Source organism: Streptomyces sp. NPDC057010 (genome assembly GCF_042673805.1).
Taxonomy (GTDB): Bacteria; Actinomycetota; Actinomycetes; order Streptomycetales; family Streptomycetaceae; genus Streptomyces.
Map to the genome: position 1 here is coordinate 1 of NZ_JBHUSC010000060.1, position 12,342 is coordinate 12,342.

Below are 12,342 nucleotides of genomic sequence, written 5' to 3' on the forward strand. Positions count from 1 at the left end.
GGGTACCCCGCACCGGCGGGTGTGGCGGGGTGCGGGCCGGGGTGCCCGGCGCCTGCGGCGGGCTGCCAGGTGTCCTGCGGGTGCTGCGCGGCGGGCGCCTCGGGGTACCCCGCACCGGCGGGTGTGGCGGGGTGCGGGCCGGGGTGCCCGGCGCCTGCGGCGGGCTGCCAAGTGCCCTGCGTGTGCCCTGCGGTGGCCTGCCAGGTGCCGTGCGGGTGCCCCGCGGCGGGCGCGCCGGGGTACCCGGGCGGTGTGGCGGCGGGTGCGCCCGGCTGCCAGGGCTGCGGACCGTGCGCGGCGCCCGGGGCGTGCGGCCAAGTGCCCTGCGGGTGCCCCGCGGCGGGCGGGGACGGGTGCCAGGGCTGTGGGCCGTGCGCGGCGGGGGCGGGGTGCCAGGTGGGAGCCGGTGTGGCAGGGTGCGAGTCGGCGCCGGTCGGGGGATGTTGCGCGGCGGGCGCGCCGTAGTATCCGGCGTCGGCGAACTGCGGGGCCGGGTGCCAGGGCTGCGGGCCGTGCGCGGCGGCGGCTGCGCCGTCCGGCCAGGCGCCCTGTTGCGGTCCCGCGACCGGCGGGATGGGCTGCGGTCCCGCGACCGGCGGGATCGGCTGCGGTCCCGCGACGGGTCGGCCCGCGGAGGGGTCGGGGCGTCCGTCGGACATGGGGCTCCTCGAGGCCGGTCGGCGGGGAGCGGGCCCCATGGCGCCATAAATATTCTGATAAACCGATAAGCCGCCTCATGATACGCGGCGGTGAGTCGAACGCCTGCTCCGGCTAGGCTCAACACCAGGTACGCCAGGGCAGAGGCAGCGACGACCGCGGGAGGCGGCGGGATGACGGTCCCGGGACGCAGGAGCAGCACCTTCATCCGGCTGCTCCGCAGCGGGTTCACCGACCCCTCGGCCGCCGCCCGGCTGCTCGACGCCGACGCGCTGGCCGCCGTACGGGCCGATCCGGTGCTCCTCGACGCCCTCGGGGCGACCGCCGATCCCGACCTCGCCCTCCTCGGACTCGTCCGGCTCGCCGAGGCGCAGCCGCCCGACGAACTCCCCGGGCTCCTCGACACCCTCGTCAGCGCCAAACCACTGCGCGACCGGCTCCTCGGCGTACTCGGCGCCTCCGAGGCCCTCGGCGACCACCTCGCCCGCCACCCCCTCGACTGGCAGGCCCTCGTCACGTACGAGGCCGCCGACCTGCACCCCGGCCTCCCCGAGTTCGAACGCGGACTCGCCGACGCCCACGACCCGGTCCAACTCCGCGTCTCCTACCGCCGCTGCCTGCTCTCCATCGCCGCCCGCGACGTCTGCGGCACCATAGACGTCGCCGAGACCGCCGCCGAGCTCGCCGACCTCGCCACCGCCACCCTCCGCGCGGCCCTGCGCATCGCCTCCGCCGCCGCCCCCGCGGACGCCGCCGCCTGCCGCCTCGCCGTCATCGCCATGGGCAAGTGCGGCGGCAACGAGCTGAACTACGTCTCCGACGTCGACGTCATCTTCGTCGGCGAGGCGGCCCCCGGCACCGACGAGGGCAAGGGCATCCAGGCCGCCACCCGCCTCGCCTCCCACCTCATGCGGATCTGCTCCGAGACCACCGTCGAAGGCACCATCTGGCCCGTCGACGCCAACCTCCGCCCCGAGGGCCGCAACGGCCCCCTCGTCCGCACCCTCTCCTCCCACCTCGCCTACTACCAGCGCTGGGCCAAGACCTGGGAGTTCCAGGCCCTCCTCAAGGCCCGCGCCGTCGCCGGCGACCCCGACCTCGGCGCCCAGTACATCGACGCCATAAGCCCCCTCGTCTGGCAGGCCGCCGAACGCGAGAACTTCGTCGCCGACGTGCAGAAGATGCGCCGCCGCGTCGTCGACAACATCCCCGCCGCCCAGGTCGACCGCGAGCTCAAACTCGGCCCCGGCGGCCTGCGCGACGTCGAGTTCGCCGTCCAGCTGCTCCAGCTCGTGCACGGCCGCAGCGACGCCACCCTCCACTCGGGCACCACCCTCGACGCCCTCCACGCCCTGGCCGCCGGCGGCTACGTCGGGCGCGCCGACGCCGCCCAACTGCACGACGCGTACCGCTTCCTGCGCGCCATGGAACACCGCATCCAGCTCTACCGGCTGCGCCGCACCCACCTCGTCCCCGAGGACGAGAACGACCTGCGCCGCCTCGGCCGCTCCCTCGGCCTGCGCACCGAACCCGTCGCCGAGCTCAACAAGGCCTGGCGCCGCCACGCCTCCGTGGTCCGCCGCCTCCACGAGAAGCTCTTCTACCGCCCGCTGCTCGACGCCGTCGCCCAGCTCACCCCCGGCGAGACCAGGCTCTCGCCGCGCGCCGCCGGCCAGCGCCTCGAAGCCCTCGGCTACGCCGACCCGGCCGCCGCCCTGCGCCACCTCGAAGCCCTCGCCTCCGGCGTCACCCGCGCCGCGGCCATCCAGCGCACCCTGCTGCCCGTCCTCCTCGGCTGGTTCGCGGACTCCGCCGACCCGGACGCCGGCCTGCTCAACTTCCGCAAGGTTTCCGAATCCCTCGGCAAGACCCCCTGGTACCTGCGCCTGCTGCGTGACGAGGGGGCCGCCGCCGAGAACCTCGCCCGCGTCCTGTCCGCCGGCCGCCTCGCCCCGGACCTGCTGATGCGCGCCCCCGAGGCCGTGGCCCTGCTCGGCGACCCCGAAGGCCTCCAGCCCCGTACCCACGAGGCCCTGGAGCAGGAGGTCCTCGCCGCCGTCGGCCGCGCCGAGAACCCGGAAGCCGCCGTCGCCGCCGCCCGCGGGGTCCGCCGCCGCGAGCTCTTCCGCACCACCGCCGCCGACATCATCGGCTCGTACGGTACGGAGGACAGCCCCGCAGAAGAGGACCACGGAGCCCTCGTCGACCGGGTCGGCGGAGCCGTCTCCGAACTCACCGCCGCCACCATCGCCGGAGCCCTGCGCGCCGCCGTCCACAGCCACTACGGCGACACCCTGCCCACCCGCTTCGCCGTCATCGGCGTCGGCCGCTTCGGCGGCCACGAGCTGGGCTACGGCTCCGACGCCGACGTCCTGTTCGTCCACGAACCCCGCGACGGCGTCGACGAACAGGAAGCGGCGAAGGCCGCCCAGACGGTCATCGCCGAAATGCGCCGGCTCCTCCAACTCCCCACCGCCGACCCGCCGCTGCTCATCGACGCCGACCTGCGCCCGGAGGGCCGCTCCGGCCCGCTGGTCCGCACCCTCGCCTCGTACGCCGCCTACTACCGCCGCTGGTCCCTGACCTGGGAGAGCCAGGCCCTGCTCCGCGCCGAACCGGTCGCCGGGGACACCGACCTGGGCACCCGCTTCATCGAGCTCGTCGACCCGCTGCGCTACCCCATGGAGGGCCTCGGCGAGGACGCCGTCCGCGAGATCCGCCGCCTGAAGGCCCGGATGGAATCGGAACGCCTGCCCCGCGGCGCCGACCCCACCCTCCACACCAAACTCGGCCGCGGCGGCCTCAGCGACGTCGAATGGACCGTCCAGCTCATCCAGATGCGGCACGCCTGGGCCGAACCGGGCCTGCGCACCACCCGCACCCGCCGAGCCCTGTACGCCGCCCACGCCGCCGGGCTCATCCCGACCGAGGAGGCGCAGATCCTGGACGAGGCCTGGGTCCTCGCCACCCGCGTCCGCAACGCCGTGATGCTGGTCCGCGGCCGCGCCGGCGACACCTTCCCCTCCGAAGCCCGCGACCTGGCAGCGGTGGCCCGCTACCTGGGCTACGCGGAGGGCACCGTCGGCGAGATGCTCGACGACTACCGCCGCATCACCCGCCGCGCCCGCGCGGTGGTCGAGGAGTTCTTCTACGGGGCGTAGCCGGAGCCGAGGGCCGGTCGCTCCCCGCCGCCGAACGGATGCTCTACTGTCTCTTCCGAACCGGGGGAGAGAGCACGTGATACGCAGCAGGAGACGGCTGGTCGCGGTCGTCGCGGCCGGGGTACTGGCACTGGCCACCTGGGGCTGCGCCCCCCAACCCGTCGCCCCGCCGGCGCAGGAACCGAGCCCGGTCGGCCCCGCGTACGCCCGCGTGGCCGACGTGCCCCAGCAGCTGGCGGCGGACGGCACCACCATTCTGGTCGGGGATCCGAAGGCGTCGCTCACCCTCCACCTCTACGAGGACCCGCGCTGCCCCTACTGCAAGGAGTTCGAGGTCGTGGAGAGCGGGCGCTCCCTGCGGACCATGACCTTGCGGCGCGAGGTGAAGACCGAATACACCATGGCGTCCTTCCTCGACGACCGGATCGGCGGCAGCGGCTCGAAGAAGGCCGTCAATGCCTTGCGCGCGGCGCTGGAGGCGGGAAAGTTCGCCGAGTACCACGCCGTCCTCTACGAGAACCAGCCCGAGGAATCCGTCGACGGCTACACGGACGCCTTCCTGCTGGAGATGGCCGCCCGGGTGAGCGGACTGCGCAGCACGGAGTTCGACTCCGCCGTGACGACCATGAAGTACGCCGACTTCGTGACCCGGTCGCAGCAGGCCTACGAGAAGGCGGGCGGCCCCGAGAACCCCCGCGGCCCCGGCACCCCCTCGGCCGGCATCAACGGCTCTCCCGTCCGTCCGGAACTGTCCGGCGTCCTGTACAACCGCCTCGCGTTCGAGGCGCTGATCAAGGAGATCCGCCGCAACCCCCAGCGCTGGCGCTAGCGGCGGCGATCCGGCCGTGACTACTCCGGTGCCGGAGCCGGGTCCCGCAGGGTCCGGGCGTGGGCGAGGAAGGCCGCCAGGCCCACCTCGAAGGCCGCGTCCGCGCGGCGCGGGCCGACCGTGGCCAGGGCGCGGGAGAGCAGCGGGGTGTCCGGCGACGGCTCCCACATCGTCTCGGGCGCGGCCAGGTCGAGGGCCGAGCCCAGGACCAGGTTCTCCAGGGCGGTGAGCAGCGGCATCACGAGCGGCTCCGCGAAGCCCGCCGCCAGCAGCAGCCCGACCGCGCGCTCGTAGTGCGCGAGCACCCGCGGGGCCCGGACCGGCGTGGTCATCAGCAGCGGGATGGCCCGCGGGTAGGCGGCGAAGGCGGCCCGGTAGGAGCGCGCCCACTCCTCCAGGGCCCGGTCCCAGGGCTCCAGGGCCAGGGCCTCGTCCGTGATCCGGTCGCACACGAGCTCCCGTATCAGCTCCACCACCCCCGCCCGGCCGTCCACGTGGTGGTACACCGACCCGGTCTGCACGCCGAGTGCCCGGGCGATCTGCGGCACGCTGAACTCGCCGTGCTCCGCGACCAGTTGGAGGGCGGTCGTGGCGATGCGCTCCCGGTCGAGGAGTGGGGTGCGCGGCCGTGCCATCGGTTTCTCCCGCCGTCAGGTCTTCCCGTATGCCAAAACCGGAGGCTACATTGCCGCGAACCGAAACCCTTTAGGTTTAGCCCGCCGCAGCCTGCCGTTCGCAGAAGGGTGCTCCCGCATGCCCGACACTCCAGCGCCACCACCCGCCGCAACCCGAGCCCCGGCCACCCCCCAAACCACGGCCCCCGCAGGCCGGGCCCCCGCCCTCCGCCGCGCGGCGCTCGGCACCGCCGACATCTCCTTCTTCGTCGTCTCCGCCGCCGCCCCCCTCACCGTCATGGCCGGCGTGGCCCCCGTCGCCATCCTCCTCGGCGGCATCGGCGCCCCCGCCGGCTACCTCCTCGCCGGCATCACCCTCGCCGTCTTCGCCGTCGGCTTCACCACGATGAGCCGCCACGTCCGCAGCGGCGGCGCCTTCTACGCCTACATCACCCGCGGCCTCGGCAAGCGCGTCGGCATCGGCGCCGCCCTGCTCGCCCTCATCGGCTACAACGGCATGGAGATCGGCGTCTACGGCCTCCTCGGTACCACCACCGCCGACACCGGCCGCGCCCTCGCCGGCCTCGACATCCCCTGGCTCCCCGTCTCCCTCGCCGGCCTCGCCCTCATCTGGTACGGCGGCTTCCGCTCCATCGACTTCGGCGCCAAGGTGCTCGGCGTCCTCCTCGTCGCGGAGACCGGGATACTCGTCCTGCTGGCGGGAGGGGTGCTCATCAAGGGAGGGGCCCACGGGCTCTCCCTCGGCTCCTTCGCCCCCGGCGCGGTCCTCGTCCCCGGCACCGCCGCCGTCCTGGCCTTCGCCTTCGCCGCGTTCACCGGCTTCGAATCCACCGTCATCTACCGCCGCGAGGCCCGCGACCCCGACCGGACCATCCCGCGCGCCACCTACATCGCCGTCGCCTTCCTCGGCCTCTTCTACGCCTTCATCGTCTGGACGGTCATCCAGGCCTTCGGCGCCGAGGAAGTGACCGCCGCCGCCACCGCCGACCCGGGCGGTCTCTTCTTCGCCGCGATCACCACCTACGTCGGCCCGTGGGCGGCCGACCTGATGCACGTCTTCATCGTCACCAGCGTCATCGCCTCCCTCCTCGCCTTCCACAACGCCATCAACCGCTACGCCCTCGCCCTCTCCGAGGAGGGCGTCCTGCCCGCCGCCCTCGGCCGCGTCCACCCCCGCCACCGCTCCCCGTACCTGGCCGGAGCCGCGCAGACCGCCCTCGGCGCCGTCGTCGTCCTCGGCTTCGCACTCGCCGGCGCCGACCCGTACCAGCAGCTCCTGCTGTGGGTGAACACCCCCGGCATGATCGGCCTCATGGCCCTGATGCTGCTCGCGGCCGTCGCCGTACCCGTCTACTTCCGGCGCGTCGCCCACCAGGAGGGCCCCTGGCGGACCGTGATCGCGCCCGTCACCGCCGCCGTCCTCCTCGCCGTGGCGATCTTCCTGGTCGTCTCCAAGGTCGACCTCTTCACCATGGCCTCCACCACCGTCAACACCGTCCTCATCGCCCTCGTCCCCGCCGTCTTCCTCGCCGGCCTGGCCCTCGCCCGGCGGCTGGAGTCCCGCCGCCCCGAGGTGTACGCCCGCTTCGCCGAAGAACCCGCCAACGAAAGGGAAGAACAGCCGTGCCCGCTGCCGATACCGTCCTCACCGGAGCCCGCGTCCGCACCCTCGACCCCGCCCGCCCCGAGGCGCGCTCCGTAGCCGTCCGCGACGGCGAGATCGTGGCCGTCGGCGACGAGGCCGACGTACGCGACTGGTCAGGCCCCGGCACCGAGGTGATCGAGCTGCACGGCGCCACCCTCACCCCCGGCCTCACCGACGCCCACAGCCACCCCGTGTGGGGCATCGAGATGGCCACCGGAACCGACCTCTCCGCCGTACGGGACCTCGACGGACTCCGCGCCGCCCTGCGCACCGCCGACCGCACCAAGGGCTGGGTCGTCGGGTACGGCCTCGACCACAACGCCTTCGGCGGCCGGCCCGTCGACCGCACCCTCATCGAGGAGGCCCTGGCCGGCGCCCCCGCCTTCCTGCGCCTCTACGACGGCCACTCCGCGCTCGTCAGCGGCGCCGCCCTGGCCGCCGCCGGCATCACCGGGCCCCGCACCTTCGCCCAGCGCTCCGAGATCGTCTGCGACGCCGCCGGCCGCCCCACCGGCCACCTGATCGAGCACGCCGCCATGGCCCTCGTCAGCCCCCTCGTCCCCAAACCCACCCCGGCGCAGCGCCGCGCGGGCCTCGTCGGGCTGCTGTCCGACATGGCGGCCACCGGTCTCACCGGCGCCCACGTCATGGACCTGGGCGACGGGGACGTCCCGGCGCTGCTGTCGACCGTCGAGTACGAGGGCCACCTGCCGCTCCGCCTGAAACTCGCCCCCTGGTGCATGCCGGGCGCCACCGACGACGACCTCGACGAGCTGATCGGCCTCCAGCGCCTGGCCGGCCGCCACTGGCAGGTCGGCGGCGTGAAGTTCTTCATGGACGGCACCGTCGAGGGCGGCACCGCCTGGCTGGAGCACGCCGACTGCCACGGCCAGGGCACCGACGCCTTCTGGCCCGACCCCGAGGCCTACGCCCGCGCCGTACGGGCCCTCGACGCGGCCGGAGTGCGCACCGCGACCCACGCCATCGGCGACGCGGCCGTCCGCCACGTCCTGGACACGGTGGCGTCCCTGGGCGAGCAGGCCCGGATGAGGCACCGGATCGAGCACATCGAAACGGTCCCCGACGACCAGCTGAACCGGTTCGCGGAGCTCGGCGTGATCGCCTCCATGCAGCCGCCGCACACCGCCTACACCCGGGCCGACCACACCGACGAGTGGTCGAAGCGGCTGGGCGGGGACCGGGCCGGCCGGGCCTGGCGCTGCCGCGACCTGCGGGACGCGGGAGCCGTCCTCGCGCTCGGCTCGGACTGGCCCATCGCCCACTACGACGCCCGCCAGGTCCTGGTCACCGCCCGCAGCCCCCTGGGAGCGGCCTCGGCCGGTCCCGCCCTGACGGGGCTGATGGCGCTGGAGGGCCTGACCTCGCACGCGGCGCTCGCGGCCGGGGAGCAGCGGGTGGCGGGCCGGATCGCGCCCGGCTTCCGGGCGGATCTGACGGCCTTCGCGGTGGACCCGGTCACGGCCCCGACGGACGAACTGGCCGAGGCACCGGTCCGCCTCACCGTGTCGGGCGGCCGGATCACGCACCGGGACGGTGGTCTCTGACGGGTCCCCGGCGGGGCGCTAGCGGCGGATGCGGTTCAGCGCGGCCGAGAACGGGTGCGGACCCGCGTACACCGGGTGGCGCGGCAGCCGGTGGGGGAGCGAGCCGTACCAGGCCCGCGAGAGGGTGTAGCCGAAGCCCAGGCAGAGCATGCCGCCCACGGCGTCGAGCCAGAAGTGGTTGGCGGTGGCCACGATGACGACGAGGGTCGCCGTCGGGTAGAGCAGGCCCAGGATCCGGGCCCACGGGGCGGAGGCGACCGCGAAGATCGTCAGCCCGCACCAGAGCGACCACCCTATGTGCATCGAGGGCATGGCGGCGTACTGGTTCGACATCTGCTTGAGGTTGCCGGAGGCCATGGAGCCCCAGGTGTGGTGGACCAGCACGGTGTCGACGAAGCTCTGCCCGTTCATCAGCCGGGGCGGAGCGAGCGGAAAGAAGTAGTAGCCGACCAGGGCCACGCCCGTGGTGGCGAAGAGGACGAGTCGGGTGGGCGCGTAACGCCCGGGATGGAAACGGTAGATCCACACCAGTACGCCGATGGTCACGATGAAGTGGAGCGTGGCGTAGTAGTAGTTCATCCCGACGATCAGCCAGGTCACCGAGTTGACGGCGTGGTTGACCGACTGCTCGACGGCGATGCCGAGGGCGCGCTCGGCGCTCCAGATCCAGTCGGCGTTCGCGAGGGCGGCCGCCTTCTGCTCGGGCACCGCGTTGCGGATCAGCGAGTACGTCCAGTAGCTGACCGCGATGAGCACGACCTCGAACCAGATCCGGGGCCGGCGCGGGGACCGCAGCCGGTTCAGCAGGGCTCGCTCGGATCCCGGGCGGGCCCCGCTCTCGGTCACGGTGGGTGACGAGACATCCGTCCGGGTTTCCAGTGTCTTCACGCTCGCTTCACCCATGGGAAAAGAGTCTGCCAGATGCGATCTCGCCTCCGATCATCCCTCGGGACGGTCTTGCGCGCAGCCGCTCAGCCTTGGGGACGAGGCGTGACCCTTACGTCCTTCACGTCCTTCACGCCCGTTACGTCCTTCCGCGCTGCCCGGGACCGGAAGCCGTCGAGCCGCGGACGACCAGCTCGGGCAGGAAGACGAATTCGCTGTGCGGGGCCGGCGTACCGCCGATCTCCTCCAGCAGGGTCCGGACCGCCGCCTGACCCATGGCCTGCACGGGCTGGCGGATCGTGGTCAGGGGCGGATCGGTGAACGCTATGAGCGGGGAGTCGTCGAAGCCGACCACCGACACCTCCTGCGGCACCTTCAGCCCCTGCTGCCGGGCCGCCCGGATCGCGCCGAGCGCCATCATGTCGCTCGCGCACACCACCGCCGTGCAGCCGCGCGCGATCAACGCGGCCGCGGCGGCCTGGCCGCCCTCCAGGGTGTAGAGGGAGTGCTGGATGAGCTCCTCGGTCTCGGCCTCGTCGAGCCCCAGCCGCTCCTTCATCGCGACGCGGAAGCCCTCGATCTTGCGGAGCACCGGGACGAACCGCTTCGGCCCGACGGCGAGCCCGATGCGGGTGTGCCCGAGCGCCGTCAGGTGGGTCACGGCGAGCTGCATCGCGGCCCGGTCGTCGGGGGAGACGAAGGGGGCCCGCACCTTGTCGGAGAACCCGTTGATGAGCACGTACGGGACGCCCTGACCGCGGAGTTGGTCGTAGCGGCCCATGTCGGCCGTGGTGTCGGCGTGCAGGCCGGACACGAAGATGATCCCGGAGACCCCGCGGTCGACCAGCATCTCGGTCAGCTCGTCCTCGGTGGACCCGCCGGGCGTCTGCGTGGCCAGTACCGGCGTGTAGCCCTGGCGGGTCAGCGCCTGCCCGATGACCTGGGCGAGCGCCGGAAAGATGGGGTTGTCCAGCTCGGGGGTTATCAGCCCGACGAGCCCGGCGCTGCGCTGGCGCAGCCGTACGGGCCGCTCGTAGCCGAGCACGTCGAGCGCGGCCAGCACGGACTCACGGGTGCCCGCGGCCACACCGGGCTTGCCGTTGAGCACGCGGCTGACTGTGGCTTCGCTGACCCCCGCCTGGGCTGCGATGTCGGCTAGCCGTGCGGTCACGGGATTGGACTGTACCGGCCGCCACGTCAAAATGCCCACCACGTGCACGAATCCGGGGGAAGCCGGACGGTCCGGCCGTCGGTCTCCACCGGGGAGCTGGACAGTACGGGCCGTCCGGGCGCGGGCAGCTCCACCGGGTCGGGGCGGCTGTTGAGGGTGCAGGCGAATCCGGGCCGGGTGAACAGGAGCACCCCGTCCGGGGCGGGCAGCCAGCGCATCCCCGAGGGGTGCGGGGGTTCGGCCGCGGAGCCGGACCAGGCCTCGGCGGGCTCGTCCCGGCCGGCCTCCGGCGCGCCGAGGCCCGGCAGGGCGCGGCGCAGCTCCAGGGCGGCCCGGTAGAGCTCCAGGGTGGAATGCGGGTCGCCGGTCTGGGCGGCCACGCTGAGCCCGCCCCAGCCGGCGGGCTGCGGCAGCCAGCTGCCGGCGGGCCCGAATCCGTAGGGCGGCTCCGTGCCGGACCAGGGCAGCGGCACCCGGCACCCGTCGCGCAGCCCGTCCTGGCCGGCGGCCTCGGGTCCGGCCCCGGATCCCTGCTGCCGGCGCCCGCGGCGGAAGGCCGGGTCGCGGCGGGCGGAGGGCGGGAGGTCCACGACCTCGGGGAGGCCGAGCTCCTCGCCCTGGTAGACGTACGCCGACCCGGGCAGGGCCAGCATCAGCAGGGCCGCCGCCCGGGCGCGGGCCAGGCCGCGGGCCCCGCCCCCGTACCGCGTCACGTGCCGTACGACGTCGTGGTTGGACAGCACCCACGTGGTCGGCGCCCCCACCGATGCGGTGGCGGAGAGGGACTCGTCGACGACGGTCCGCATGGCGCCGGTGTCCCACGGGCAGTTCAGGAACCGGAAGTTGAAGGCCTGGTGCATCTCGTCGGGGCGGACGTAGAGGGCGAGCCGCTCGGAGGTCGGCGCCCAGGCCTCCGCGACGCCGATCCGCTGTCCCGGGTAGGAGTCGAGGAGCCGGCGCCAGGAGCGGTGGATCTCGTGGACCCCGTCCTGGTCGAAGAAGGGGAGCGGCTCGGTGCCGATGAGGGTGGCCTGGGCGCCGCGGCCGATGTCGGGCAGGCCGGGGGCCTTGACCATGCCGTGGGCGACGTCGATGCGGAAGCCGTCGACGCCGAGGTCGAGCCAGAAGCGCAGCACGGAGGCGAACTCGGCGGCGACCTCGGGGTGGCCCCAGTCCAGGTCGGGCTGCTCGGGGGCGAACAGGTGCAGGTACCAGGCGCCGTCCGGGACCCGGGTCCAGGCCGGGCCGCCGAAGACCGACTCCCAGTCGTTCGGCGGGAGCTCCCCGGCCGTCCCGCGCCCCGGCCGGAAGAGGTACCGCTCCCGGGCCCCCGGCTCCCCGGCGAGGGCGGCGCGGAACCACGGGTGCCGCTCGGAGGTGTGGTTCGGCACCACGTCCACGATGACCCGCAGCCCCAGCGCGTGCGCGGCCCGGACCAGCTCGTCGGCGTCGGAGAGGTCCCCGAAGAGCGGGTCGACGGCCCGGTAGTCGGCGACGTCGTAGCCGCCGTCCGCCTGCGGGGAGACGTAGAAGGGGGTGAGCCACACGGCATCGACCCCGAGGCGGGCCAGGTGGGGGAGGTGCTCGCGGACCCCGCGCAGGTCCCCGACGCCGTCGCCGTCGCTGTCGGCGAAGGACCGGACGTACACCTGGTAGATGACGGCATCGCGCCACCAGCCACCGCTCGCCGTGGCGTTGCTGGAAGCGCTTGCAAGCTGCACGGCCGTCGACTCGTGGGTCATATCGGGGTCAACGCGAGTACACGCCCCCTGGTTGCGGGCCCGGACAGTCGAA

The 12,342-nt window shown here is 74.0% G+C and carries 8 protein-coding genes and 1 pseudogene; 4 read left to right on the plus strand and 5 right to left on the minus strand.

All coding sequences use genetic code 11. From position 1 onward, the window contains the following. Positions 1-659, minus strand: a pseudogene (locus ACFTXQ_RS31715) (hypothetical protein); the annotation flags it as partial. 171 nt (positions 660-830) lie between these two features. On the opposite strand from ACFTXQ_RS31715, the gene ACFTXQ_RS31720 reads away from it, so the two are divergent. Both ACFTXQ_RS31720 and ACFTXQ_RS31725 read left to right on the plus strand, forming a co-directional pair. Then, positions 831-3,818, plus strand: a complete 2,988-nt coding sequence (locus ACFTXQ_RS31720) for a bifunctional [glutamine synthetase] adenylyltransferase/[glutamine synthetase]-adenylyl-L-tyrosine phosphorylase (RefSeq protein ID WP_382647558.1) — start codon at positions 831-833, stop codon at positions 3,816-3,818. 76 nt (positions 3,819-3,894) lie between these two features. Further along, entirely contained in the window at positions 3,895-4,647 is a 753-nt protein-coding gene (locus ACFTXQ_RS31725; RefSeq protein WP_382647561.1) for a thioredoxin domain-containing protein, read from the plus strand. Between the two features lie 20 nt (positions 4,648-4,667). Here the strand turns inward: ACFTXQ_RS31725 and ACFTXQ_RS31730 are convergent, their stop codons facing one another. Further along, complete coding sequence (locus ACFTXQ_RS31730) at positions 4,668-5,282, minus strand: TetR/AcrR family transcriptional regulator (protein ID WP_382647563.1); 615 nt, start codon at positions 5,280-5,282, stop codon at positions 4,668-4,670. A 118-nt stretch (positions 5,283-5,400) separates the two neighbouring features. On the opposite strand from ACFTXQ_RS31730, the gene ACFTXQ_RS31735 reads away from it, so the two are divergent. Next, positions 5,401-6,984 (plus strand): APC family permease, encoded by a 1,584-nt coding sequence (locus ACFTXQ_RS31735; protein WP_382647566.1) that lies wholly within the window; start codon positions 5,401-5,403, stop codon positions 6,982-6,984. Further along, positions 6,906-8,492, plus strand: coding sequence for an amidohydrolase (locus ACFTXQ_RS31740; RefSeq protein WP_382647569.1), 1,587 nt, complete (start codon positions 6,906-6,908; stop codon positions 8,490-8,492). Before ACFTXQ_RS31735 ends, ACFTXQ_RS31740 begins: the two co-directional genes overlap by 79 nt. A gap of 18 nt (positions 8,493-8,510) precedes the next feature. Here the strand turns inward: ACFTXQ_RS31740 and ACFTXQ_RS31745 are convergent, their stop codons facing one another. The 3 genes from ACFTXQ_RS31745 to ACFTXQ_RS31755 form a co-directional block, all read right to left on the minus strand. Continuing rightward, a complete protein-coding gene (locus ACFTXQ_RS31745; RefSeq protein WP_382647572.1) occupies positions 8,511-9,395 on the minus strand; it encodes a phosphatase PAP2 family protein in 885 nt (294 codons plus the stop codon). A 121-nt stretch (positions 9,396-9,516) separates the two neighbouring features. After that, positions 9,517-10,548 (minus strand): LacI family DNA-binding transcriptional regulator, encoded by a 1,032-nt coding sequence (locus ACFTXQ_RS31750; RefSeq protein ID WP_382647575.1) that lies wholly within the window; start codon positions 10,546-10,548, stop codon positions 9,517-9,519. 26 nt (positions 10,549-10,574) lie between these two features. Beyond that, complete coding sequence (locus ACFTXQ_RS31755) at positions 10,575-12,290, minus strand: glycoside hydrolase family 13 protein (RefSeq protein ID WP_382647578.1); 1,716 nt, start codon at positions 12,288-12,290, stop codon at positions 10,575-10,577. Positions 12,291-12,342 lie beyond the last annotated feature (52 nt).

Excerpts from the sequence above, each read along its gene's own strand:
- ACFTXQ_RS31720 (WP_382647558.1), top strand. The coding sequence starts at position 831 with ATGACGGTCCCGGGACGCAGGAGCAGCACCTTCATCCGGCTGCTCCGC.
- ACFTXQ_RS31730 (WP_382647563.1), bottom strand. The coding sequence starts at position 5,282 with ATGGCACGGCCGCGCACCCCACTCCTCGACCGGGAGCGCATCGCCACG.
- ACFTXQ_RS31735 (WP_382647566.1), top strand. The coding sequence starts at position 5,401 with ATGCCCGACACTCCAGCGCCACCACCCGCCGCAACCCGAGCCCCGGCC.
- ACFTXQ_RS31745 (WP_382647572.1), bottom strand. The coding sequence starts at position 9,395 with ATGGGTGAAGCGAGCGTGAAGACACTGGAAACCCGGACGGATGTCTCG.
- ACFTXQ_RS31755 (WP_382647578.1), bottom strand. The coding sequence starts at position 12,290 with ATGACCCACGAGTCGACGGCCGTGCAGCTTGCAAGCGCTTCCAGCAAC.